This is a genomic window from Pseudomonas sp. CGJS7 (genome assembly GCF_036961695.1).
Genome location: NZ_JBAMDI010000126.1, coordinates 1 through 24,819 on the forward strand (window position 1 = coordinate 1; position 24,819 = coordinate 24,819).

The 24,819-nt window shown below is 67.3% G+C and carries 23 protein-coding genes; 17 read left to right on the forward strand and 6 right to left on the reverse strand.

The genetic code is table 11. The features are described 5' to 3' along the window. Positions 1 to 145 precede the first annotated feature (145 nt). The 11 genes from V7787_RS42850 (at position 146) to V7787_RS42900 (ending at position 12,949) form a co-directional block, all read left to right on the forward strand. Positions 146 to 2,281, forward strand: coding sequence for a prolyl oligopeptidase family serine peptidase (locus V7787_RS42850; RefSeq protein WP_336093742.1), 2,136 nt, complete (start codon positions 146 to 148; stop codon positions 2,279 to 2,281). A 455-nt stretch (positions 2,282 to 2,736) separates the two neighbouring features. Beyond that, entirely contained in the window at positions 2,737 to 4,848 is a 2,112-nt protein-coding gene (locus tag V7787_RS42855) for a S9 family peptidase (RefSeq protein WP_336093743.1), read from the forward strand. Positions 4,849 to 5,030: 182 nt separating this feature from the next. Next, positions 5,031 to 5,519: a YbaN family protein gene (locus V7787_RS42860; RefSeq protein ID WP_336093744.1), complete on the forward strand. Its 489-nt coding sequence runs from the start codon at positions 5,031 to 5,033 to the stop codon at positions 5,517 to 5,519. Positions 5,520 to 5,622: 103 nt separating this feature from the next. Further along, the gene (gene lptM / locus V7787_RS42865) at positions 5,623 to 6,015 is read left to right on the forward strand and encodes an LPS translocon maturation chaperone LptM (protein ID WP_336093745.1); all 393 of its coding nucleotides are present in this window, start codon (positions 5,623 to 5,625) and stop codon (positions 6,013 to 6,015) included. Further along, positions 6,008 to 6,865, forward strand: coding sequence for a diaminopimelate epimerase (gene dapF, locus V7787_RS42870; RefSeq protein WP_336093746.1), 858 nt, complete (start codon positions 6,008 to 6,010; stop codon positions 6,863 to 6,865). Before lptM ends, dapF begins: the two co-directional genes overlap by 8 nt. Beyond that, positions 6,862 to 7,545, forward strand: coding sequence for a DUF484 family protein (locus V7787_RS42875; RefSeq protein WP_336093747.1), 684 nt, complete (start codon positions 6,862 to 6,864; stop codon positions 7,543 to 7,545). Before dapF ends, V7787_RS42875 begins: the two co-directional genes overlap by 4 nt. 94 nt (positions 7,546 to 7,639) lie before the next feature. Next, on the forward strand, positions 7,640 to 8,524 hold the full coding sequence (xerC, locus tag V7787_RS42880) for a tyrosine recombinase XerC (RefSeq protein WP_336093748.1): 885 nt from the start codon (positions 7,640 to 7,642) through the stop codon (positions 8,522 to 8,524). A 380-nt stretch (positions 8,525 to 8,904) separates the two neighbouring features. After that, on the forward strand, positions 8,905 to 9,456 hold the full coding sequence (gene hslV / locus V7787_RS42885; protein WP_336093749.1) for an ATP-dependent protease subunit HslV: 552 nt from the start codon (positions 8,905 to 8,907) through the stop codon (positions 9,454 to 9,456). 116 nt (positions 9,457 to 9,572) lie between these two features. Then, positions 9,573 to 10,949 carry an ATP-dependent protease ATPase subunit HslU gene (hslU, locus tag V7787_RS42890; protein ID WP_336093750.1) on the forward strand — a complete coding sequence of 459 codons (1,377 nt, stop codon included), beginning with the start codon at positions 9,573 to 9,575 and terminating at the stop codon, positions 10,947 to 10,949. A 193-nt stretch (positions 10,950 to 11,142) separates the two neighbouring features. Next, a complete protein-coding gene (locus tag V7787_RS42895; RefSeq protein WP_336093751.1) occupies positions 11,143 to 12,471 on the forward strand; it encodes an NAD-dependent epimerase/dehydratase family protein in 1,329 nt (442 codons plus the stop codon). Positions 12,472 to 12,475: 4 nt separating this feature from the next. After that, positions 12,476 to 12,949 (forward strand): DUF2269 family protein, encoded by a 474-nt coding sequence (locus tag V7787_RS42900; protein WP_336093752.1) that lies wholly within the window; start codon positions 12,476 to 12,478, stop codon positions 12,947 to 12,949. A 215-nt stretch (positions 12,950 to 13,164) separates the two neighbouring features. On the opposite strand, the gene V7787_RS42905 is transcribed toward V7787_RS42900, so the two are convergent. Genes V7787_RS42905 through V7787_RS42915 form a run of 3 tightly spaced genes read right to left on the reverse strand, consistent with a single transcriptional unit; the run spans position 13,165 to position 15,449 of the window. Next, complete coding sequence (locus tag V7787_RS42905) at positions 13,165 to 13,638, reverse strand: GNAT family N-acetyltransferase (RefSeq protein ID WP_336093753.1); 474 nt, start codon at positions 13,636 to 13,638, stop codon at positions 13,165 to 13,167. 53 nt (positions 13,639 to 13,691) lie between these two features. Then, on the reverse strand, positions 13,692 to 14,954 hold the full coding sequence (locus tag V7787_RS42910; RefSeq protein ID WP_336093755.1) for a hypothetical protein: 1,263 nt from the start codon (positions 14,952 to 14,954) through the stop codon (positions 13,692 to 13,694). Between the two features lie 39 nt (positions 14,955 to 14,993). Further along, positions 14,994 to 15,449, reverse strand: coding sequence for a nucleoside deaminase (locus V7787_RS42915; protein WP_336093756.1), 456 nt, complete (start codon positions 15,447 to 15,449; stop codon positions 14,994 to 14,996). A gap of 119 nt (positions 15,450 to 15,568) precedes the next feature. Here V7787_RS42915 and V7787_RS42920 point away from each other — a divergent pair, with 119 nt between their 5' ends. After that, entirely contained in the window at positions 15,569 to 16,696 is a 1,128-nt protein-coding gene (locus V7787_RS42920; protein ID WP_336093757.1) for a helix-turn-helix domain-containing protein, read from the forward strand. Here V7787_RS42920 and V7787_RS42925 read toward each other — a convergent pair. Beyond that, positions 16,673 to 17,335 (reverse strand): DUF2306 domain-containing protein, encoded by a 663-nt coding sequence (locus V7787_RS42925; RefSeq protein WP_336093758.1) that lies wholly within the window; start codon positions 17,333 to 17,335, stop codon positions 16,673 to 16,675. The genes V7787_RS42920 and V7787_RS42925 overlap by 24 nt on opposite strands. Positions 17,336 to 17,588: 253 nt before the next feature. On the opposite strand from V7787_RS42925, the gene V7787_RS42930 reads away from it, so the two are divergent. After that, the gene (locus V7787_RS42930) at positions 17,589 to 18,467 is read left to right on the forward strand and encodes a DUF417 family protein (protein WP_336093759.1); all 879 of its coding nucleotides are present in this window, start codon (positions 17,589 to 17,591) and stop codon (positions 18,465 to 18,467) included. Here the strand turns inward: V7787_RS42930 and V7787_RS42935 are convergent. Next, positions 18,464 to 18,943, reverse strand: coding sequence for a GNAT family N-acetyltransferase (locus V7787_RS42935; protein ID WP_336093761.1), 480 nt, complete (start codon positions 18,941 to 18,943; stop codon positions 18,464 to 18,466). The genes V7787_RS42930 and V7787_RS42935 overlap by 4 nt on opposite strands. A gap of 106 nt (positions 18,944 to 19,049) precedes the next feature. Here V7787_RS42935 and ubiE point away from each other — a divergent pair, with 106 nt between their 5' ends. Next, entirely contained in the window at positions 19,050 to 19,814 is a 765-nt protein-coding gene (gene ubiE / locus V7787_RS42940) for a bifunctional demethylmenaquinone methyltransferase/2-methoxy-6-polyprenyl-1,4-benzoquinol methylase UbiE (protein WP_336093762.1), read from the forward strand. 244 nt (positions 19,815 to 20,058) lie between these two features. Here ubiE and V7787_RS42945 read toward each other — a convergent pair whose 3' ends face one another. After that, complete coding sequence (locus V7787_RS42945; protein ID WP_336093763.1) at positions 20,059 to 20,802, reverse strand: 3-oxoacyl-ACP reductase family protein; 744 nt, start codon at positions 20,800 to 20,802, stop codon at positions 20,059 to 20,061. Positions 20,803 to 21,114: 312 nt separating this feature from the next. Here V7787_RS42945 and V7787_RS42950 point away from each other — a divergent pair, with 312 nt between their 5' ends. Genes V7787_RS42950 through V7787_RS42960 form a run of 3 tightly spaced genes read left to right on the forward strand, consistent with a single transcriptional unit; the run spans position 21,115 to position 24,809 of the window. Beyond that, positions 21,115 to 23,079 carry a M1 family metallopeptidase gene (locus tag V7787_RS42950; protein WP_336093764.1) on the forward strand — a complete coding sequence of 655 codons (1,965 nt, stop codon included), beginning with the start codon at positions 21,115 to 21,117 and terminating at the stop codon, positions 23,077 to 23,079. A gap of 24 nt (positions 23,080 to 23,103) precedes the next feature. Continuing rightward, positions 23,104 to 24,081: an alpha/beta fold hydrolase gene (locus V7787_RS42955; RefSeq protein ID WP_336093765.1), complete on the forward strand. Its 978-nt coding sequence runs from the start codon at positions 23,104 to 23,106 to the stop codon at positions 24,079 to 24,081. After that, complete coding sequence (locus tag V7787_RS42960) at positions 24,078 to 24,809, forward strand: hypothetical protein (protein WP_336093766.1); 732 nt, start codon at positions 24,078 to 24,080, stop codon at positions 24,807 to 24,809. Before V7787_RS42955 ends, V7787_RS42960 begins: the two co-directional genes overlap by 4 nt. Positions 24,810 to 24,819: the final 10 nt, after the last annotated feature.

A 24,819-nucleotide genomic window follows, 5' to 3' on the forward strand; every position in this document is an offset into this window, starting at 1 on the left:
GCCCGCGCCGCTCGCAGGCCGGGCGCCCCCGGCCGCCGGGCCGGGTAACGTGCCAAACCGTGCAACTCCCTACATGACCTTGGACAGGCGGGGGCCCCGCCACCCTGTGCTAGCGTGGCGGCCTTGTTTTTTTTCCGGATGCGCCATGCCCACGAAATCGACCCGTCAGTCCTTGTTCTTCGCGGCCGGCCTGGCCGCGGCTTCGGCCTCCGGCGCCCTCTATGCCCAGGAGAAGCCTGTGACCGACGATCCCTATATCTGGCTTGAGGGAGAGGGCGAAAACGTCGCCTCCAAGCGCGCACTGGACTGGGTGCAGGCGCGCAACGCCAAGACCGAGTCCGAACTGGCCACCAGCCCGCAGTTCAAGCAGCTCGAATCCAGCATCCGCGAGATCCTCGATTCCACCGCCAAGATCCCCGGCGTGGAGAAGATCGGCGAGTACTACTACAACTTCTGGAAGGACGCGCAGCATCAGCGCGGCCTGTGGCGCCGCACCACGCTGGAGGAGTACCGCAAGGACAAGCCGCAGTGGGAGACGGTGATCGACCTGGACGCGCTCAACGCCCAGGAGAACGAGCAGTGGGTCTGGCACGGCGCCGAGTGCCTGCGCCCGGACTACCAGCGTTGCCTGATCGCGCTGTCGCGCGGCGGCTCCGACGCCGACGTCACCCGCGAGTTCGATCTGACCAGCAAGACCTGGATCAAGGACGGCTTCTACCGTCCCGAAGCCAAGGGCAGCCTGAACTGGATCGACCGCGACCATGTCTACGTCGCCACCGACTTCGGCAAGGGCACGATGACCTCCTCGGGTTACGCGCGCACCGTGCGCCTGTGGAAGCGCGGTACGCCGATGGCCGATGCGACCTTGGTTTACGAGGGCAAGGACACCGACATGGCCGTCTCGGCCATGCACGACTCCACCCCGGGTTTCGAGCGCGACTTCGTCCAGCGCGCGCTGGCGTTCTACAACGATGAGCTGTACCTGCGCGGCAACGACGGCAAGCTGACCAAGATCGATCTGCCCAACTCGGCCAGCAAGTACGCGCACCGCGAATGGCTGGTCGCCGAACTGCGCGACCCGTACGAAGCCGGCGGCAAGAAGTACGCTTCCGGCAGCCTGATCGCGATCAAGTTCGACGACTTCCTGGCCGGCAAGCGCAGCTTCACCACCCTGTTCGCGCCGACCGAGACCACCTCGCTGGCGAGCGCGGTGTGGACGCGGCATCACCTGATCCTCAACGTGCTCGACGACGTCAAGTACAAGCTCAGCGTGCTGACCCCGACCGAAAACGGCGCGCCGGGCGAGTGGAAGCGCAGCGCCTTCGTCGGCGCGCCGGCGTTCGGCACGGTCGCGGTTGCGGCGGTCGACAACGACGAGAGCGACGCGGTGTGGATGAGCGCGTCGGACTATCTGACCCCGACCACGCTGGCCCTGGCCGAAGTGGGCAAGGCGCCGCAGACGCTCAAGACCAATCCGACCTTCTTCGACGCGTCCAAGGACGTGATCGAGCAGCACTTCGCCAAGAGCAAGGACGGCACCCGGGTGCCGTACTTCGTGGTGCGGCCGAAGGACCTCAAGCTCGACGGCAAGGCCCCGACCTTGCTGTACGGCTACGGCGGCTTCGAGATTTCGCTGACCCCGAGCTACTCCGGCGCCATCGGCAAGGGCTGGCTGGAGAAGGGCGGCGTGTACGCGGTGGCCAACATCCGCGGCGGCGGCGAGTACGGCCCGCGCTGGCACCAGGCCGCGCTCAAGGCCAATCGCCACAAGGCCTATGAGGACTTCGCCGCGGTCGGCCAGGATCTGATCGCGCGCAAGATCACCTCGACCCCGCACCTGGGCGTGCAGGGCGGCAGCAACGGCGGCCTGCTGACCGGCAACATGCTGGTCCAGTACCCGGACCTGTTCGGCGCGGTGGTGGTGCAGGTGCCGCTGCTGGACATGAAGCGCTACAACCACATGCTGGCCGGCGCGTCGTGGATGGCCGAATACGGCAACCCGGACACCGCCGACTGGTCGTTCATCAAGACCTTCTCGCCGTATCACCTGTTCGACGCCAAGCGCGAATATCCGCCGGTGATCTTCATGACCTCGACCAAGGACGACCGCGTCCATCCGGGCCATGCGCGCAAGATGGCGGCCAAGATGCTCGACGCCGGCAAGAACGTGACCTACTACGAAAACATCGAAGGCGGCCACGGCGGCGCGGCCAACAATGCGCAGAAGGCGCATATGGACGCGCTGGCGTACACGTTCTTGTGGGAGCAGTTGGCTAAGTGATCCGACCCGTGGCGAGCTTCGGTTTCGCCACCGGCCGGGCGCCTGCGCGCGCCTCGGCCCTTTCGAGCGGGCGCCTTCGGGCGCCCGTTCGTGTATGGGCGGACGGCAATCGCCAGCCTTGGCGCGCATGCATCCCGCGCGATGGCCACCGCCGTTGCGGCGTAATCCGCAACCGACCACCAACCGTCATTCCGGCGAAAGCCGGAATCCATTTTGCTCTTGCTTCTGCTTTCGCTAAGGCGCCAACCGGGAAGCAACCGCAAAATGGGTTCCGGCTTTCGCCGGAATGACGGGATGGCGAGACGTCCCGGAGCGATCCCGCCCCGCCCAGCATTCGGTTCCCGAATTCGAACACCCGTACCGCATTTCCCGGCGCGCCATCGCGCGCCATTGAGGAATAATCCGACGGACCCTATATGAAACCGACTCTACTCACTTTAGCGGCCACGCTCCTGATGACCACGACCCTCAACGCCCCCGCCGCCGGCCTGCCCACGCCGCCGGACGCCGCCAAGAAGCCGCATCAAGTCAAGGCGCCGCACGGCGCGCAGCGCGGCGATGAGTACTACTGGTTGCGCGACGACAAGCGCAAGAACCCGGAGATGCTGGCCTATCTCAACGCCGAGAACGCCTACGTCGATGCGTTCATGAAGCCGCTCAAGCCGGTGGAGGACGCGCTCTACGGCGAGATCGTCGGCCGGATCAAGCAGGACGACAGCTCGGTGCCGTACCGCGAGCGCGGCTATTGGTACTACACCCGTTTCGAAACCGGCCAGGACTATCCGATCCACGCCCGCCGCAAGGGCAGCATGGAGGCGGCCGAGGAAATCCTGCTCGACGTCAACGCGATGGCCAAGGGCAAGGATTACTTCAGCGCCGCCGGCCTGGAAGTGACCCAGGACAACACCATCCTGGCCTGGGCCGACGACGCGGTCGGCCGGCGCCAGTACAAGATCCGCTTCAAGAACCTGACTACCGGCGAGATCTACCCGGAAGTCATCGAAAACAGCTCCGGCGATGCGGTCTGGGCCGACGACAACAAGACCCTGTTCTACATCGAGAACGACCCGGAAACCCTGCTGACCGTGCGAGTGAAAAAGCACGTGCTCGGCACGCCGGTGGCCAGCGATACGCTGGTCTACGAAGAAAAGGACGACAGCTTCTACATGGGCCTGGGCCGCACCCGCGACGACGCGTATCTGTGCATCAGCGTGCACAGCACCGTGTCCAGCGAAATGCGCTGTGCGTCGGCCGCCGATCCGAAGGAATTCGCGGTGCTGGCGCCGCGCGAGCGCGATGTCGAATACGACGCCGACCATCTCGACGGCCGCTGGGTGATCCGCACCAACGCGCCCGGCGCCGACGGCAAGCCCGCGCCGAACTTCAAGCTGGTCACCGCGCCCGACGGCGCGCGTTCGCGCAAGGACTGGAAGGACTGGGTCCCGCACCGCGACGACGTGTTCATCGAAGGCTTCGATCTGTTCGACGGCTTCACCGCGATTTCCGAGCGTTCCAACGCGCTCGAACGCCTGCGCCTGATCGGCAAGGACGGCAAGGAAGAATTCGTCAAGGCCGATGAGCCCGCGTTCTCGATGGGCCTGTCGACCAACTCCGAACACGACACGCCGTGGCTGCGTTACACCTACACCTCGCTGACCACCCCGGCGACCACTTACGAGCTCAACACCCAGACCGGCGAGCGCAAGTTGCTCAAGCGCCAGCCGGTGATCGGTTACGACGCCGACAAGTACGTGACCGAGCGCTTCTGGGCGACCGCGCGCGACGGCGTCAAGGTGCCGGTGTCGCTGGTCTACAAGAAGGGCTTCGAGAAGAACGGCAAGGCGGCGATGCTGCAATACGCCTACGGCAGCTACGGCATGTCGATGGACCCGGGCTTCAACGGCACCATCGTCAGCTTGCTTGACCGCGGCATGGTCTACGCGATCGCGCACATCCGCGGCGGCCAGGAAATGGGCCGCAAGTGGTACGACGACGGCAAGCTGTTCCACAAGCAGAACACCTTCAACGACTTCGTCGACGTCACCGACGCCCTGGTCAAGGCCGGTTACGCCGCGCCCGACCGTGTCGCCGCGTACGGCGGCAGCGCCGGCGGCTTGTTGATGGGCGCGATCACCAACATGGCCGCCGACAAGTACCGGGTGATCCTGTCGCAGGTGCCGTTTGTGGACGTGGTCACCACCATGCTCGACGCCAGCATTCCGCTGACCACCAACGAATACGATGAGTGGGGCAACCCGGAAAAGAAGGATTACTACGACTACATGCTGTCGTACTCGCCTTACGACAATCTCAAGAAACAGGCCTATCCGGCGATGTTCGTCGGCACCGGCCTGTGGGATTCGCAGGTCCAGTATTGGGAGCCGGCCAAGTACGTGGCGCGTCTGCGCGATCTGGACACCGGCAAGCAGCCGGTGCTGTTCCGCACCAACATGGACGCCGGCCACGGCGGCAAGTCGGGCCGTTTCCGCCGTTATCGCGAACAGTCGGAGATGTACGCCTTCATGATCGACCGGATGCAGGTCAGCGCCGAGATTTCGACCAAGTAAGCATCGCCGCGATCGCCAACGGACAGGCCCGGCGCATGCCGGGCTTGTTCGTTTTCGGGCCCGCCGATGGCTTTCGCGGCCTCGGGCGCGGCCCGATCGTCCGGCCGCGGCCTTGAAAGCGCGGCATTACCCGCCATCTGCTGTGGACCCCTTCATCGCGCACCCGGCCGCATACTCCCGGCATGTCCGTTCCGCTCCCTCCCACCGACGCCGTCTCCGGAGCGGACGCCGAACGCGGCGATCCCGCCGCGCAGGCTCAAACGCCGGCGCCCGTGGTCGAACCGCTGACGCCGCCACGACCCAGCCGCTTCCGCTGGGCCTGGTGGCTGCTGGCGTACGCGAGCCTGGGCCTGGGCATCATCGGCATCGTCGTGCCGGGACTGCCGACGGTGCCGTTCGTGTTGCTGTCGGCGTTCGCCGCCGCGCGCGGTTCGCAGCGCCTGCATGCGCGCCTGCTCGCGCACCGCCAGTTCGGGCCGATGATCCGCGACTGGCAGGCGCACGGCGCGGTCAGCCGCCGGGCCAAGCGGCTGGCGGTGTCGATGATGGCGCTGTGCGCGGTGATCATGATCCTGACCTCGCCCAAGTGGTGGATGTGGGCGACCGGCATCGCGATCATGACCACGGTCGCGATCTGGCTGTGGCGCCGGCCGGAACCGCCGCGCGATTGAGCGCCGCGGCCCGCGCCCAGGCTGAACCGGCGCATCCCCGGCGCCGGCCCGATCCGCCGCGGCGGGTTCGTTTCCGTCAGCCTCGCGGGCTACACTTCGGCCCATGAATGCACGCCTTGTCTCGCTCCGGATTCCGACCGCGCTGGCTCTGACCGCGCTGACCCTCGCCCTGACCGCTTGCGGCAACAAGGGCCCGCTGGTCCTGCCGACCCAGCCCGCGCCGCAGGAAGCGCCGCGCGCCAAGCCCGGCGAAGTGCCGGTGACCATCTCCAACGCCAACGATCCGCCGGTCGCGGTCGAGCCGAAGGCCAAAACCTCGCTGCCGTCGCCGCCGCTGGAAAACATGCTGCCGGTGCCGGCGCAGGGCAAGGACGGCGAGAGCAAGGACGCCGACGGCAAGACCAAGCCGGCCCAGGACGGCGAAAAGACCCAGGACGGCTCCGGCGACGGCAGCAAGCCCGCCGAACCGGTGCCGACCGGCCAGAGCCATGGCTGAGTCCGCGGCCGTGAGCGCGCCGCTGCGTTTCAGCAAGATGCACGGCGCCGGCAACGACTTCGTGGTGCTGGACCTGCGCGGCGGCGTAGCGCCGCCGGACGCCGACTTGTGCCGCCTGCTGGCCGACCGCCACATCGGCGTGGGCTGCGACCAGATACTCACCGTCGAAGCGCCGCTCAGCGAAGGCGCGGTGGCCTCGTACCGGATCTGGAATTCCGACGGCTCGGCCTCGCAGCAATGCGGCAACGGCGCGCGCTGCATCGCCGCGTGGCTGGTCCGCGACGGCGCCGCCGGCGAGGGCAGTTTCGCCGTCGACAGCCCGGCCGGCCGCCACGCGGTGTGGCCGTTGGGCCAGGGCCAGTACCGCATCGACATGGGTCGTCCGGATTTCGATCCGGCGAATATTCCCTTGCGTGGCTACGCCAGCCGCCAAGACCAGTACGTGCTCGACGTGCACGACACCGTGATCGGTTTCGGCGCGGTGTCGATGGGCAATCCGCACGCGGTGATCGAAGTCGACGACGTCGACGCCGCGCCGGTGGAAAGCATCGGCCCGATGCTGCAATCCAGCGGCGAGTTTCCCGAATCGGCCAACGTCGGTTTCGCCCAGGTGATCGCGCCCGACCGCATCCGCTTGCGGGTGTACGAGCGCGGCGTCGGCGAGACCCTGGCCTGCGGCAGCGGCGCCTGCGCCGCCGCGGCGGTGCTGATGCAGCGCGGCCGGATCCAGCGCGAGGTCGCCGTGCAGTTGCCCGGCGGCGAGTTGCGCATCGTCTGGCCGGATCAAGACAGCACCCTGTCGATGTCCGGCCCGACCGCATTCGTATTCGAAGGAGAATGGAATCGATGAGCGATAGACTCGGCGACAAGCCGGTTGAGTTCGGCGCCCACGAAGTCGCCGCCTGGTTGCGCCGCCATCCGCGTTTCCTGCAGCAGTTCCCCGACCTGTCGATGAGCCTGGTGGTGCCGCGCGAAGAAGGCTCGGCCGCGTCCTTGGCCAGCTATCAGCTGGAAGTGCTGCGCGACAAGAACCGCGAGCTTTCGCGCCGTTTGCACGAGTTGTTCGGCAACGCTCAGGAAAACGAGCGCCTGGCCGTGCGCACCCACCAGCTGACCCTGGCGCTGATGCGTCAGAACACGCCCGCCGATACCTTGCGCGCGATGGCCGCCAGCCTGGCCGAGGATTTCAACGGCGATCTGGTCCGTTTGATCGTGTTCCGCCGCTTCGACGGTCTGGCCGACGGCGAGTGGTTGCGGATCATCGAAGAAGGCGATGCGCGCCTGCAGCCGTTCCGCGACGCGTTGAGCGACGGCGAACCGCTGTGCGGCCGCCTGCAGCCGGAAAAACACGCGGTGCTGTACGCCGACCGCGCCGAGGAAGTGCAGTCCACCGCCTTGCTGCCGCTGCCGGGCACCGGCCTGATCGCGGTCGGCAGCCGCGACGCCAATCGCTTCTTCCCCGGCATGGGCACCTTGTTCCTGCGGATGATGGGCGAATCGCTGGCGGTGGCGCTGCGCCGGTTCGAGTAAGCGCGTTTGCGCCAAGCATGTCTGGATTGAATGCGCATCGGCTGAACCCGCGCCGCGCATGCCGGGCGCGGACGAAGCGGGTAGGATCGGCGGCATGAGCTCCGTCGCCGCCTTTCTCGATCATCTGCGCGTGGAAAAGCGCATGTCGGCGCATACCCTGGACGCGTACCAGCGCGATCTGCTGGCGTTGACCCAATGGGCCGAACACTGCGGGCGCGGCGACGTACTGGGCCTGCAAGTGGAGGATGTGCGCGCGTTCATCGCCGCCGAACACCGCCGCGGCCTCACCGCCAAGAGCCTGCAACGGCGGCTGTCGGCGTGCCGCAGCTTCTACGCCTGGCAGCTCAAGCAGGGCGCGATCCAGGCCAGCCCGGCCGCGCCGATCCGCGCGCCCAAGGCGCCGCGCAAACTGCCGCAGGTGCTCGATCCCGACGAAGCCAAGGCGCTGGTCGAAGTGCCGACCGACGCGCCGCTGGGGCTGCGCGATCGCGCGCTGCTGGAGCTGTTCTATTCCTCCGGTTTGCGTTTGAGCGAGTTGTGCGCGCTGCGCTGGCGCGATTTGGACCTGGCCGATGGCCTGGTCACCGTGCTCGGAAAGGGCAACAAGCAGCGCAGCGTGCCGTTGGGTTCGCACGCACGCAACGCATTGGCCGAATGGCGCGCGTCCACCGGCGCGGGCAATGAGGCGCAGGTGTTTCCTGGCCGCGGCGGCGGGCCGATCACACCGCGCGCGGTGCAGTTGCGGATTCGTCAGTTGGCGCAGCGGCAGGGGTTGTTCAAGCGGGTGCATCCGCATTTGCTGCGGCATTCTTTCGCTAGCCACATCCTCGAATCGTCGGGCGATTTGCGCGGGGTGCAGGAGTTGCTGGGGCATGCGGATATCGCTACCACGCAGATTTACACCCACTTGGATTTCCAGCATCTGGCCAAGGTGTACGACGCGGCGCATCCGCGGGCCAAGCGTAAGAGCGAGAAGTAGGTTATCGCGCGGTTCGGTGCGTGGATGCCGCGGCGATTACTCGCACGTCGATCAATCACATTCCGTCATTCCGGCGAAAGCCGGAATCCATTTTGCTGTTGCTCTTTCGAACCCCGGACAAGTTGTAAGAGCGAAGATCAAAATGGGTTCCGGCTTTCGCCGGAATGACGGGTTTGGGAGATTTGAGGGCTTTGGGCTTTGGGCTTTGGGCTCTGGGCTTCGGGTGGGTATGGCGGTGCTGCGTCGCTGCGGTTGGCTTTCGCCTGAATGATTGCCTGGGGCTTTGCGGCTTCGGGTAGTTGCGGCGGAGCCAATTCACTTCGGTTCCCTTGACTCGCCGCCGCCAGCCCCCATCCAAGGGCTATCCCCCGGAGGCCGCAATGGACCCGAGTCAGAACCCCAACGTTTTCCACGCCACCACCATCGTCTCGATCCGCCGCGATGGCCGCGTCGCCATCGCCGGCGACGGTCAGGTCACCCTCGGCCACACGGTGATGAAATCCAACGCGCGCAAGGTGCGCCGGCTCGGCCGCGAAGGCCATGTGCTGGCCGGTTTCGCCGGCGCCGCCGCCGATGCGTTCACCCTGTTCGAACTGTTCGAAGCCAAGCTGGAAAAGCACGGCCAATTGACCCGCGCCGCGGTCGAGCTGGCCAAGGATTGGCGCACCGAACGCAGACTCGGAAAACTCGAAGCCCTGCTGGCGGTGGCCGATAAGGAAACCTCGCTGATCATCAGCGGCACCGGCGATGTGATCGAGCCGGAAGACGGCATCATCGCGATCGGCTCGGGCGGCATGTATGCGCTGTCGGCCGCGCGCGCGTTGATGGCGCACACCCAGCTGGACGCGCGAACCATCGCCACCGAGGCGATCGGCATCGCCGGCGATGTGTGCATCTATACCAATCGCAACGTGGTGGTCGAAGAGCTGTAACGCGGGATAAGGGGATGGGGAACTGTGGGTGACGTCGAGTCATTCGGTTCTCTCCCGACACCGTGCAGCGCTCTCAACTATTTCCCATCCCCCGATCCCTTATTTCCGACCTCCCAATGAAACCCGACAACACTCACGCCACCATGACTCCGCGCGAGATCGTGCAGGAGTTGGATCGACACATCGTCGGCCAGCACGCGGCCAAGCGCGCGGTCGCCATCGCCTTGCGCAACCGTTGGCGGCGCATGCAGCTCAGCGACGATCTGCGCAACGAGGTGATGCCCAAGAACATTCTGATGATCGGCCCGACCGGCGTCGGCAAGACCGAGATCGCGCGGCGTCTGGCCACCTTGGCCAACGCGCCGTTCGTCAAGGTCGAGGCGACCCGCTTCACCGAAGTGGGTTACGTCGGCAAGGACGTCGAGCAGATCGTGCGCGATCTGGCCGACACCGCGGTCAAGCTGTACCGCGAACAAGCCAAGATCCGGGTGCGCACCCAGGCCGAAGACCGCGCCGAAGACCGCATCCTCGACGCGCTGCTGCCCAAGCGCGTGCCCGGCGGTTTCGGCTTCGGTTCGGAAACGCCGGCGGCCGATCACAGCGCGCCCGACAGCGACACCCGCGCCAAGCTGCGCAAGCAGTTGCGCAGCGGCGAGCTGGACGAACGCGAGATCGAGATCGAAGCCGCGGTCAACCTCGGCGGCGTCGACATCATGGCCCCGCCCGGGATGGAGGAAATGGGCCAGCAGCTGCGGCAGATGTTCTCGCAGGTGTCGGGCGGCAAGACCCACAAGAAGCATTTGTCGATCAAGGCCGCGCGTCCGCAGCTGATCGAGGAAGAGGCCGGCAAGCTGGTCAACGAAGACGATATCCGTCAGGCCGCGATCGAGGCTTGCGAGCAGCACGGCATCGTGTTCATCGATGAGATCGACAAGGTCGCCAAACGCGGCGAGGCCGGCGTCAGCGGCGGCGATGTCAGCCGCGAAGGCGTGCAGCGCGATCTGCTGCCGTTGGTGGAAGGTTCGACGGTCAGCACCAAGTATGGCGCGGTCAAGACCGATCATATTTTGTTCATCGCCTCCGGCGCATTCCATCTGGCCAAGCCCAGCGATCTGATTCCGGAGTTGCAGGGCCGTTTCCCGATCCGGGTGGAGCTGGGCGCGCTGAGCAAGGACGATTTCGTCCGCATCCTCACCGAACCCAAGGCGGCGTTGACCACGCAGTATGTCGAACTGCTCAAGACCGAGGGCGTGAACCTGCAGTTCAGCGCCGACGCGGTGGACCGGTTGGCGGAGATCGCCGCGCAGGTCAACGAGCGACAGGAAAACATCGGCGCGCGGCGGTTGCATACGGTGTTGGAGCGGTTGCTCGATACGCTGAGCTATGAGGCCCCGGATCGCGATGGGCAGGCGGTGACTATCGATAAGGCGTATGTGGATCAGCACTTGGGCGAACTGGTGCAGGATCCGGATTTGAGTCGTTACATTCTTTAAGGGCTCAGAGCGGCCCTCACCCTAACCCTCTCAGCCTTGCACACCCTTCGGGCGCCGCAAGCGGGAGAGGGAACTGTTGCGTCGCTAGCGAAGAACACCGCGCTGTAAAGCCCCTCTCCCGCTTGCGGGAGAGGGGTTGGGGTGAGGGCCGCCAGTTCCGACAGCCCCATCCGCTCTGCTACCGTGTCGCCCCATGGACGACCCAGCACCCGCACCCGCGCCACGGACCGACGCGACCCCACCGAAAACCGCACTCGTAGTCGGCGCCAACGGCTTCCTCGCCGGTTACCTCATCGCCGCGCTGCAACGCCACGGCTGGCGCATCCTGCGCGGCGTGCGCGATAACGGCACACCGCCGCGCGCGGATCAACGCATCGCCGATCTGGCGCGCATGACCTCGCCGCAAGATTGGCGCGACACGCTGCAAGGCGTCGACGCGGTGGTCAACGTCGCCGGCATCCTGCGCGAAACCGGCGCGCAAACCTTCCAAGCCATCCACATCGACGGCCCGCTGGCCTTGGCGCAGGCCTGCCTCGCCGCCGGCGTGCCGCGTTTCGTGCAGATCTCGGCCCTGGGCGAGCCCGCCGACGGCGGCTTCATCGCCAGCAAGCACCGTTTCGACGAACAACTGCTGGCGCTGCCGTTGAGCGCGGTAGTGCTGCGTCCCTCAGTGGTCTACGCCGCCTCGGGCTCTTACGGCGGCACCTCGCTGCTGCGCGCGTTGGCCGCGTTTCCCGGCCGACATCTGCTGCCCGGCGACGGACGTTGGCGGTTGCAGCCGGTGGTGGCCGAAGACCTCGGCGAGATCGCCGCGCGCGCCGCCGACGGCAAGCAAACCGGCATCTACCAGGTCGGCGGCCCGCGGCCGATGTCGCTGCGCGACTACCAGGCCGCGTGGCGGCGCTGGCTGCGCATCGACGGCGACGGCGCGGTCGCGTTTCCCGAATCGCTGGTCGGCTTGCAGGTCGCCATCGGCGAACGGCTGGGGCGCGGGCCGGTCGGCGAAACCATGTGGCGCATGCTCAGGCGCGGCAACGTGACCGCGCTCGACGCGCATGCGCGGCTGCAATCGGACTTCGGTTACGCCACCCGCGATCTGGGCCAAGCGCTCGCGGCCACGCCCAGTCAAGTGCAGGACCGCTGGCAAGCGCAGCTGTACTTTCTCGCGCCCACGTTGCGCCTGGCCATCGTCGCCTTGTGGCTGATTTCGGCCGTGGCCGGCTGGCTGACCCCGGCGGCGACGATCGAGGCGCTGGCGGCGAATTCGCCGATGGCCGCATGGCAGCCGGTAGCGTTGGCGCGGATCACCGCAGGGCTGGACGCGGCGCTGGCGCTGGGCTTGCTGATCGGTTGGCGGCCGCGCTGGATGCTCGGCCTGATGGGCATCAGCGTGCTGGCCTACACCTTGGCGTTCGGGCTGCTGTTGCCGGCGCAATGGCTGGACCCGCTGGGCGGGTTGGCCAAGAATCTGGTGGTGCTGCCCGCGCTCGCGGTGGCCTGGGTGTTGGCGGATCGGAGATAGGGCGATGACGTATTTGTGGGTGAAGTGGATTCACATCATGTCCTCGACCTTGCTGTTCGGCACGGGCCTGGGCATCGCGTTTTTCTTCTGGATCGCGCACAAGCGCGGCGACGCCAAGGTGATCGCCGAAACCGCGCGTACGGTGGTGATCGCCGACGCCTGTTTCACCGCGCCGGCGGTGCTGGTGCAATTCGCCACCGGGGTCTGGCTGATGATGCATTTGGGCATGCCGCTGTCGGTGTTCTGGCTGCGCACCGCGCTGATGCTGTTCTTCGTCGTCGGCGCCTGCTGGTTGCCGGTGCTGTGGCTGCAGGCGCGCGCGCGCCGCTTGGCGGCGCAGGCGGCGGCCACGGGTTCGCCGTTGCCGGATAGCTATCACCGCACGATGTTCTGGTGGTTCTGGTTGGGGTGGCCGGCGTTTTTGAGTGTGGTCGTGATTTTTTGGTTGATGGTGTTGAAGCCAACCGCAGCTACGTAGCTCCGCCGCCGCAATCCGAAGCTACAAAAACCTCAAGACCTAAAACCCCAAGCCCAAGAACCCACACCCCGTCATTCCGGCGAAAGCCGGAACCCATTTTGCCGTTGCTCTCTTGCCTCCGAAGACCCGCGAAGAAGCAAGATCAAAATGGATTCCGGCTTTCGCCGGAATGACGGGTTTGAGGGTTTCGACGGCTGGGATGCGGGCAGCGCCGCCTACCGCCGCAACTCCAGAATCACCCCCACCGCCGGAAACTCATCGCTCCCCGCCAACCGCCCCGGCCGCCGTTCGACTTCGACGAACCCCTCCGAGCGGTACAGCGCCAACGCCGGCTCGTTGCCTTGCAACGCCTGGGTACTGAACCTCGGCCCGGCGAACGCGATCGCGTGGCGCAGCAAAGTGCGGCCGACGCCGTGGCGGTAGCAATCCGGGTGCACGTACAGCCAGTTCAAGGAGTTGTGCCGGTAGGCGACGAAGCCCTGCACCGTGCCGTCCAGTTCGCCGACGTCCAGACGATCCTGAAACAAGCCTTCGCTGTGCGCGGTCCGCGCCAGCGAGCGGAACGCGGCCACGTCGGCGCTGCGCCGCAATTCGTCCATGCGCGCGCGGTCGTGGATTTCGCACAGGCGCGGCCAATCGCTGAGTTGGTAGGGACGGATCGACAGTGGCGGGACCGGCGGGGCGCGCATCGTGCGACCGATTCTGCACGCGCGCGCACCGCTTGCACAGATGCGCGCCCGGACTACATGTTCGCCGGCACCCGCTGGATCAGGCACACCGCGCGCTGCGCGCCGCGCGGCGCGGGCCGATACACGCCCAGGTAATCGCGCGACGGCGTGCCGGCGCCGAACAAGGCGATGAAAGTAGCGCCGCGATAGGCGAAGGGCAGGGTGGTGGTGTAACGGGTGCGGAAGAATTCGCGTTGGACGTCGACGCCGACGGCCGGCGCGATATCGACCGGCGCCGGCACGGCCTGAGTCGGTTGCGGCCGCGCTTGCGCCGTAGCCGAACGCAGATCGTCGCATTGGCCCAGCGACGGCGCGGACGGATCCCATTGGCACGGCACCGCGACCAGCGCGTCGTCGCCCGCGCGCGCTTCGAAGCGATCGGCGCGACTTCCCGATTGCACCAGCAACGGCGAGAAATAAGCGCCGCCCTGGCCGCCGCTGTCGTTGCTGAAAACCCGGTCGAGCAGGCCGTCGTTGTCGAAATCGAAGTCGTTGCGGTAGCTGCCGCCGTAAGCGAACTCCAGGCCCGTGGGCAGGGTGCCGTCCGCGGTGCCTTCGTTGCCGGGCGGAGCATTGAGCCGATGCAGTGCGCCGGTGTTGGCCCTGGGCGCGTAAACGTCGAACGCGCGCCAGTCGCGGCGCAGTTCGCGTTCGACCGCGGCGCAGACCGGATCGCGGTCGAGCAACCGGCGCAGGCTGCCGGCTTGCGCCGGAGTCTGCCCGCGCGCCGGGTACTCCAGCGCGTCGACCGGCAGCGTGGCCGGATCGGGCAGCGCCACGCAGGTCGATTCGCTGCAGTCGTAGGCGCCGTCGGCGTCGATCCGGTAATGCCAGCCCGCGCGCGGCGCTTGGCAGCGGCCGGACACCGGCGCGCGGCTGCGCAGTTTGCGGCCGTCCAGCCACAGCGAGAACCGCACCGCCGGATCGGCGCTGCACGCGCCGCTGCGCGGTTCGGGTTCGAGTTCGGCGCGCACCCGCACCGTGCGGCCGTCGGCGTAGCGGCATTCGCCGGCTTCGCCCGCATCGACCTGGATGTTGCGCGCGCGGCCGACGCTGTCGGCGCCGAAGCGTTCCACCCGCAACGGACGCGGGCCGCCGCAACTGGCGCCGGAGGACTGCACGATCGATACCGACGGGCCGGCCGCGGTGTGGCGGCAGAGCAAGGTCACGGCGCTGGCGGCGAAGCCTGCGACGCAGTCGTCTTCATCCGATTGCGCGGCGACGTCGGCGGCCGCCAGCGATAACGCGAAAACCACAACAGTCGCGATAGTGCGCATGGGAACTCCTTTCCCAAGATTGCGCCTGAGCGGCGCGGATCAGTCTTCGCCGATGTCCTCGTTCCAGACATCGGGGTTGGCGGCGATGTAACCGCCGAGCAATTCGATGCATTCCTGATCGGCCAGGTCGATCACGGTCACCCCGCTTTCGCGCAGCCAGTCCAGGCCGCCGCTGAAGTTGACCGATTCGCCGACCACCACGGTGCCGATGTTGAACTGGCGAACCAGACCGCTGCAATACCAGCACGGCGCCAGGGTGGTGACCATGATGGTGTCGCGGTAGCGGCGTTGGCGGCCGGCCTTGCGGAAGGCGTCGGTCTCGCCGTGCACCGACGGGTCGCCTTCCTGGATGCGGCGGTTGTGGCCGCAGCCGAGCAGGCGGCCGTCGTTGTGGTACAGCGCCGCGCCGATCGGGATGCCGCCTTCGGCCAGGCCCTGGCGGGCCTCGGCGACGGCGGTGGCGAGCAGGGCGCGGTAGTCGGGGGTGGCGAGCATGCGGGAACTCCTGATATCGGATACGCAGTCTGGCGCGCCGACCGGGCGCGGTCGAGGGGCGCGCTGCGCGGCGCGGGCATAATCGCCGCATCCGCCGCCACCCGACGGTCCCTCGCCGCATGATCTTCTGGAGTCTCGTATTCGCCATCGGCGTCGGCCAGGCCGCGCTGTTGGCGTTCGCCTTGTGGCGAAGGCCGGTCAATCCCCAGGCCAATCGGGTGCTGGCCGGTTGGATCGCGCTGATCGGCGTGGATCTGGCGATCAAGGCGATGTACTTCCATGGCCCCGCGCCGGAGTTGCTGAAGGCGTATCGGCTGGTCAGCCTGTTTCCGTTTCTGTACGGCAGCCTGTTCTACCTGTATGTGCGCGCGCTGACCGAAGCGCGCGGCCTGAGCGGTCGCGACGCCGTGCACCTGTCCGGCTTCGTGCTGGCCTTGGCGGTCAACGCCGGCGTGTTCGCCCACGACGCGGCGCAGGACCGCGCCTTCTTCGAGTCCCTGCGCAACGGCGGCCACTGGCCAGGGCGGCCGTGGCTGGACGTGCTGTTGTTCGTCTACGGCCTGAGTTATGTGATCGCGGGCCTGGTGCGGGTGCGGCGCTACCGCCGCGGGCTGCTGCAGCGGCGTTCGGACGCCGATCGCATGTCGCTGCGCTGGATCGACGCGATGGCGGTCTGGCAGATCGTGATCTGGTGCATCGCGCTGGCGCAGTGGCTAGTGCGGATTCCGTGGATCGACTACCCGCTGATTTATGGCGCGGTGGTGGCCTGGGTGTTCGTGATCGGCTATCTGAGCTTGAACCAGGTCACGGTCGCCGCTGAACCTGCGCCCGCGCCGATCGCCGAGGCCGAACCCGTGCCGGCCAGCGCCGACGATCCGCGCTTCCCCGCGGTCGAAGCGCGGCTGGCGCAGCTGATGGCGCAGGAGCAGTTGTATCGCGAGCCCGCGCTGACCATCGGCCAGCTCGCCAAGCGCAGCGGTTATCCCGAGTATCTGGTCTCGGAAGTCATCAACCGCTGCTTCCAGAGCAACTTCTGGGACTACATCAACCGCCAGCGGATCGAGGCCGCGCGCGCCTGCCTGGCCGATGCCGGCGACACCCGCACCATCCTCGACATCGCCTACGCCTGCGGCTACACCTCCAAATCGACCTTCAACGCGGCGTTCAAGCGGCAACTGGGGCAGACGCCCAGCGCCTATCGCCAGCGTCCCGGCGATGCGGTCTCAGCCGCGCGCGAGGACGGTTGAGAAACCGCGCCGCGCGGCGCGGCGGGCGCGGATCGCCGGCCAGCGCAGGATCAGTTCGGCCAGCGCCAGATTCACCGTCCAGCAGGCCCAGGCCGCGGTGATGTAGACCGGCAGCATCGGCAAGTGCAGCGCGCCGGCGCCGACCCCGAGGATCAGCCGCAGCGTCACCGCCGACGCGGTCAGGGCGACGCTGCGGATCATCCAGCGGCGGTGATTGGCGAAGTCGCGGCGGATCGCGTAGCCGATGCCGGTGGCGGTGAAGCCCACCCACAGCAGCGCCAACAGCACGAACGCCGAACCGCTGGCCCAGCCGCCTTGCGCATGCGGCGCCAGCGACAGGGCCGAGACCGCGGCGATCAGGATCGAGCCGGCGTACACGCCGCCGCCGAGCCGGTGCAGCCGCGGCCAGCGCCGGCGCACGCCGCTCAGCAGTTGCAGCGGCGCCAGCAGCAGGGCCAGGCCGGCGCCGAAGATATGCCCGGGCACGTCCCAGCCGGAGACGACGAAGCGCGCGGTGAACGGGTTGTTGAGGTTGATCTCGCGGGAAAAAAAGGTGAACGCGTAGTACGCCACCGCGAAGCAGCCCAGGCCGAAGAGCAGCGCCGCCGTCCATCGCAAGCAGATCGAAAGTAGCCGCATGCCGCACCTTGCACAGAGTCAGGAGGCCTCAGGGTCAGCATGACGCGGGTATGTGTCGTCCGGACCGGCGGATTCGTACGTCCGCAGCGGCGCAATCGGCGGCGTCGAAGCGGGCAGGCCGGGGTGGCGAGGCGACAGGTCTAAGCGCGGGATCGTCTGAGGCCAGGGCTTGGGTTCCGCGAATCCTTTTGCCCGGTGGCCGCCTCTTGTGGGGGTAGGCGCGATCGCGCATGACTGTCCCTGGAGTTGTTCGATGCAGTGTTCGATGCAAGCCGCGCCGGCCGCGCGCGGGTGGAATGTCTCGGCCCGCGCGCTCGGCGCGCTGACCCTGTGGTTCGGCCTGATGCGGTTCTGGCCGTTCGAGGTCGAAGCCCTGGCCAAGGCGCTGAGCGCGGCCGGCGCGCCGGCCTGGGCCGAGTGCGCGGTCTGGCTGAGCCCGGCGCTGGGCGCGCTCGAAACCGCGATCGGCGCCTCGTTGCTGCTGGCGCCGGCCGGTGCGTGGCGCAAAGGGGCGGCGCTGGCGGCGATGCTGTTCTGGGGCGCGGGCTTGCTGTGGTTGCTGACCCCGGCGGCGTGGATACACAGCCCGCCGTATGGGGGCTTCCCGGTGATCGGCAGCGGCCAGACCGTGCTCAAGCACCTGGGCATCGCCGGTCTGGCGCTGGGTGTGTTCGCGCAACAGCGCGGTTGCGGCGACGGCCTGCGTCGCGGCCTGTATGCGATGTGGGCGGGGCAGTTGCTGGTGCTGGTGTGGATCGGGCTGATGAAGTTCACCGCGGTAGAGGCCGAGGGCGTGGCCGGGCTGATGCGGCCCAGCCCGCTGTTCAACTGGCTGTACGCGGTGTTCGACGAACAAGGCGCGTCGAACTTCATCGGCGTGGTGGAGTTGATCCTTGCCGGCGCGATCGCGCTGTGGCCGTGGCGGCCGCGGATCGCGCGCTGGGGCTTGTGGGGCGCGGTCGCGACCTACGTACTGACCAACACCTTCCTGTTCACCACGCCGGGCTGGCAGCCGGGCTACGGCTTCCCGTTCGTGGGCGGCACCGGGCAGTTCCTGCTCAAGGATCTGTTGCTGCTGGTGGGCGCGGTGCTGTTGTTGCGCAGCGCGCCGCCGGCCGCCACGCGCGCTTAAGCGGCGGACCCGGTGCCGCGGCGCAGCAGGTCGATGTGCGGAATCCCGTCTTCGACATACGGCTCGGACGACGGCTCGAATCCGTACCGGCCGTAATAGGCCTGCAGGTGCGACTGCGCGCCGATCTGGATATCGGCGCCGGGCCAGCGCCGCTGGATCTCGATCAGCGCCGCCTCCAGCATCGGCCCGCCCAGCCCCTGGCCGCGGTGCGAGGGCGCGGTGAGCACCCGGCCGAAGCTGACCTGCGGATAGCTCAGCCCGGCCGGCAGGATGCGCAGGTACGCGGCCAGGCGGCCGTCGCCGGCGCGGCCGAGCAGGTGCACCGCCTCGGGGTGGCGGTCCTTGCCGTCGGGGTCGAGGTAGACGCAGTTCTGCTCGATCACGAACACCTCCGAGCGCAGGCGCAGCAACTCGTAGAGTTCGTCCAGGGTCAGCTCGGCGTAGGCCTTGGCCTGCCAGATCACGTTCGCGCTCATCCACGCATGATGCCACCGCCGGGGCGGGGCGATGGCCCCCTGCGGCCGGCGCGCGCGGCAAACCGCCTCACCCGCCGTCCCGGGTGGGCCGTGCGATAATCCGGGCATGAGCGAATCCACACCCAAATCCGACGACACCACCCATTTCGGCTTCCGCGACGTGCCGCGCGAGCAAAAGCGCAAGCTGGTCGGCGAGGTGTTCTCCTCGGTCGCGGGCAACTACGACCTGATGAACGACCTGATGAGCCTGGGCATCCATCGGGTCTGGAAGCGCTACTTCACCGCCACCGCGCAGGTGCGCCGCGGCGACCGCGTGCTGGACCTGGCCGGCGGCACCGGCGACATCGCCGCGCTGTTGCGCGACCGGGTCGGCGACCGCGGCACGATCGTGCTCGGCGACATCAACCAGGACATGCTGCGGGTGGGCCGCGACCGCATGACCGACCGCGGCCGGGTGTCCGGTTTCGAGTACGTGCAGTGCAACGCCGAATCGCTGCCGTTTCCGGATGCCAGCTTCGATCTGGTGACCATCGCCTTCGGCCTGCGCAACGTCACCGACAAGGACGCGGCGCTGCGCGAAATGCTGCGCGTGCTCAAGGTCGGCGGGCAGGCGCGGGTGTTGGAGTTTTCCGAGGTCAAGGCCGATTGGTTCAAGCCGATCTACGACTTCCATTCGTTCAATGTGTTGCCCAAGTTGGGGCAGTTGTTTGCGGGCGATAGCGATAGTTATCGGTATTTGGCCGAGAGCATTCGCAAGCATCCGCCGCAGGATGAGCTTAAGCGGATGATGGGCGAGGCGGGGTTCGCGCGGGTGGATTACAAGAATCTGAGCGGTGGGATTTGCGCGATTCATACCGGGTATAAGGTTTGAGTCGACGTGGGTTGTAGGTAGCGAAAAACGCCGGGGAATCCCGGCGTTTTTGTTTGTTGCGCGGGTAAGAGCAAATCCCCCCTAGCCCCCCTTTTTCAAAGGGGGGAACGGCACGACGCGACGGGAGGAAGGGAGAGAGGCCGCGCGACAATTCGCCCCCTTTGCAAAAGGGGGCTGGCGCCTGCGCAAACCATTTCAGACCAACCTGGCTGCGCCGGGGGATTTGCCCCGGCCGCCAAGATGCTTAAGCCGAAAACCCACCATCCACCGACAACTGCGTCCCGGTCACGAACGCCCCACCCGGCCCGGCCAAATACGCCACCGCCGCCGCAATATCCTCCGACTTCCCGAACTCGCCCAACGGCAACCCCGCGCGCTGATGCTCGGCGCCCTCGCCATCGGCCGGATTCATATCGGTATCGATCGGCCCCGGCTGCACGGTATTGACGGTAATCCCGCGCTTGCCCAGATCCTGAGCCAAGCCCTTGCTCAGCCCCACCACCGCGGCCTTGCTCAGCGAATACAACGCCATCCCCGGCGCGCCGACGCGCTCGCCCAGGCAACTGCCGATGGTGATGATGCGGCCGCCGCGCGGCAGGTGCTTGGACGCCGCCTGCGCCGCCACGAACGGCGCGCGCACGTGGATCGCCATCACCCGCTCGTAGTTCTCCGCGGTTTCTTCTTCGAACGGACCGTAAGCGAACACGCCGGCGTTGTTGACCACGATGTCGAGGCGGCCGAACTCGGCGACGGTGCGTTCTACCGCCGCGATCACCGCCTGCGAGTCGGCGCTGTCGGCGGCCACAGCCAGCGCGCGGCGGCCGCCGGCGCGGATGTCGGCGGCGACCGCTTCGGCCGGGCCGGGCGAGGTCGCGTAGGTCAGCACCACATCGGCGCCGTCGGCGCCCAGGCGGCGCGCGATCGCCGCGCCGATACCGCGGCTGCCGCCGGTCACCAAAGCCACTTTGCCTGCGAGGGGAAGAGACATGTCTGAAGTTCCGAATTATGGAAGTAGGGCGCCCAAGTTAGCGCCATCGTCGCGGTTTGCGTAGCCCGTGGCGATAGGACGATGCGTACTGCCGGGGTGCGCGCCGTTGGCGCGATTCGGATATCGCCGCGGCGACCGGGCCGCATCCGCCGGCGCGCCAGGGCCGGTCGACACGCGCAGCCGCCCGACGCCAATCGCGCAGCGCGGGGCAGGGCGTTTCCCGCAAAGCACAATCCACCTGCCAACATGCACAAGCCCCGTCGCGGGGCGAGGCGCTACACTCGGCGCTTCACCCGCTGCCGTGGTCTTTCCATGCGTTCTTCGATCCTCACCGTCTGTCTCGTCGCGGCATTGACCGCCGCCGCCGGTTGCTCGCGCGATGGCGCGGCGCCCGCCGCCGATTCCTCCAAACCCGCCGCGACGCCGGAGGCCAAAGTGAGCGACACCGCCGTAGCCGCGGCCGACCGCGACGAACATTCCTACGCCCAGCCCGATCTGGTCCGCATCGACGATCTGGCCCTGCTGCTGGCGGTGGATTTCGCCGCCAAGACGCTGACCGGCAGCGCCACCTACACCTTGCAGTGGACCGATCCCAAGGCCACGGAGCTGGTGCTGGATACGCGCGATCTGAAGATCGAAAAAATCGTCGGCGAGCGCGAAGACGGCAAGTGGGTCGATCTGTCCTACACCGTGGCCGACGCCGACAAGACCCTGGGCAGCAAGCTCACCATCCAGGCGCCGGAGCGCAACAAGCGCATCCGCGTCAGCTACGCGACCTCGCCCGGCGCGTCGGGCCTGCAATGGCTGGAACCGTCGATGACCGAGGGCAAGAAGACGCCCTTCATGTTCAGCCAGTCGCAGCAGATCCACGCGCGTTCGTGGGTGCCGTTGCAGGACACGCCGAGCGTGCGCTTCACCTACACCGCCCACGTCACCGCGCCGAAGGATGCGATGGTGCTGATGAGCGCCGACAACGATCCCAAGGCGGCGCGCGACGGCGACTACCAATTCAAGATGCCGCAGAAGATTCCGTCGTATCTGCTCGCCATCGCGGCCGGCGATCTGGTGTTCCAGCCGATCTCCAACCGCAGCGGCGTGTGGGCGGAGCCGGCGATGGTCAAGAAGGCCGCGACCGAGTTCGCCGACACCGAAAAGATGATGGAGACCACCGAGAAGTTGTACGGCCCGTATCGCTGGGAGCGTTACGACATCCTGGTGCTGCCGCCGTCGTTCCCGTACGGCGGCATGGAGAACCCGCGCCTGACCTTCGCCACCCCGACCGTGATCGTCGGCGACAAGTCGCTGGTCTCGCTGGTCGCGCATGAGCTGGCGCACAGCTGGTCGGGCAATCTGGTCACCTTCAGCAGCAGCAAGGACGGCTGGCTCAACGAAGGCTTCACCAGCTACGTGGAAAACCGCATCGTCGAGGCGCTGTACGGCAAGGAGCGTTCCGACATGGAGAACGTGATCGGCCGCAACGAGCTCGCCGCCGAGTTCAAGACCATCGATCCCAAGCTGCAGGCGCTGGCGCTCAAGCCGGGCACGCTCAAGGACCCCGACGAAGCCAGCAGCGCCACCGTCTACACCAAGGGCGCGTGGTTCCTGCAGTTCCTGGAACAGCGCTACGGCCGCGAGGTGTTCGATCCGTTCCTGCGCGGTTACTTCGATCACTTCGCGTTCCAGTCGATCCCGACCACCAAGTTCGTCGAATACGCCAAGGCCAATCTGCTGGCCAAGCATCCGGGCAAGGTCAGCGAGGCCGAGCTGGAGGAGTGGATCTACGGGCCGGGCGTGCCGAAGTCGGCGCCGGCGACGGTGTCGCCGCGCTTCGACGCGGTCGATGCCGCGCGCAAGGCCTGGGTCGACGGCGGCGCGCTGCCGGACGCGGCGCTGACCGCGAAGTGGACCACCCAGGAATGGGTGCACTTCATCGAAGGCATGCCGGAAACGCTCAGCGTCGATCAGCTCAAGGCGCTGGACGCGGCGTACAAGTTCACCGGTACGCCCAACGGCGAGATCGCCCAACGCTGGTATCCGCTGACGGTGCGCAGCGGCTACCACGCCGCCGATGGCGCGATCGCCGCGTTCCTGCAGAAGATCGGCCGGCGCAAGCTGATCATGCCGACCTACAACGAACTGGTGAAAACCCCGGAAGGTTTGAAGCTGGCCGAAGACACCTTCGCCAAGGCCAAGCCGGGCTATCACCCGATCACCACCGGTTCGGTCGAGGCGGTCATCGCCAAGGCCAAGAACCCCGCCGCGGCCGGCGCGCAGTAACGCCGCCGCCGGTAGCGCAAGCGCATGAGCCTGCGTCGCTGGATCAAAACGGCCGCCGTCATGGCGGCCGTTTTGCTGTGCGCGTTGGGGTTGTGGCTGTGGCTGGATCCGTTTCGGGTGGTGTTGGCCGATTACGCGCGTCAACGCGTGCTGGCCGGGCTGACCCGCAACGCGGTCAAGATCGACGATCACCGCTGGGTCTACGCCTACAACGATGAGGCGCCGGCCGGCGCGCCGACCGTGGTGATGATCCACGGCTTCACCGGCAGCAAGGAGAACTGGTATCCGCTGGCGCAGCGGCTGCGCGGGCGCTATCGCTTGTTCGCCCCGGACCTGCCCGGTTGGGGCGAAAGCGAGCGTCATGCCGGCGGCGATTACGGCTTTGTCGCTCAGAACGACCGCGTCGCCCGCTTCATCGAACAAGTCGCGCGCAAGCCCGGCAGCGAAGTGGTGCTGCTGGGGCATTCGATGGGCGGCGGCATCGTCGCGCTGACCGCGGCGCGGCATCCGCGCGTGGTCGACCGGGTCGGCCTGTTCGACGCGGCCGGCGTGCGCTTCCAGGACAACGCCTTCGGCCTGGCGGTGCTGCGCGGCAAGAACCCGTTCGCGGTGAGCGATGCGGCGTCGCTGCGGCGCTACATCGACATCGTGTTTTACGACGATGCGGCCAAGCCGGTGATTCCGTGGCCGGCCGACCGCATCTACATCGACCGGCGCAAACGCGATGCCGGCTTCGAGCAATCGGTGCTCGACAAGATCGGCCGCGGCGACGAACGTTTTCTGCCGGGCGAAGCCGCGGCGGACATCCGACAGCCGGCGCTGCTGCTATGGTGTCGCCAGGACGCGGTGATCGACGTCAGCGCCATGGACCTGTACGCCGCGCGGCTGCCGCAAGCCCAGCGCGTCCTGCTCGACGGCTGCGGCCACATGTCGATCGTCGAGCGTCCCGAACCAGCCGCGCAAGCGGTGAACCGACTGATAGCCGAGGGCCGACCCCGATGAATACCCGTCAAGCCACCTTGTTGCTCGCCGCGGCGATGGTCCTGGCCGGTTGCGACAAACCCGATCCCAAGATCGAGCAAGCCGCCAAGGCCGCCAAGCAGGAACAAGCCGCCGAGGTCGAGGCCAAGAACTTCGATACCGCCTACGGCCAGAAGAACTGGGAAATGGCCGCGGCCTATGGCGAGATCGTCACCTCCCGATTCGCCGGCACCGCCAGCGCCGACCGCATTCGCCCGCTGTATGAGGAGGCGCGGACCAAGGTCAAGGTGGAGCGCGAACAGCGCCGGGTCGAGTCGCTGTGGTCGTACATGAGCACGCCGGTGAAACTGGCCAAGGGCAAGAGCGGCACCCAGTTGTCGGCGTCGATCTACGCCAAGGCCAATGTGGAAACCGACGGCAGCATTCCGCGCCCGGTGCAGCTGATCTTCCGCGACCATCCCGATTGGGGCCGCAGCAGCTATCTGGTGCTGCAGACCGGCGACTTCAATTGCTACGGCGGTTGCAAGCTCAAGGTCAGCATCGACGGCAAGGCCAAGAGCATGGCCGGCAGCCGGCCCAAGACCGATGAGGCCATCGCCATGTTCGTCGAGGACGAGCGCGCGTTGTGGCGCATGCTCAAGGACGCGAAGGAGCTGTCGATCGAGTTTCCGGTCAAGGCCGGCGGCAGCCGCACCGCGACGTTCGAGGTCGGTGGCTTGAAGCCTGAGAAGATGCCGGGCTGGAAGTAAGCCGCCGCAG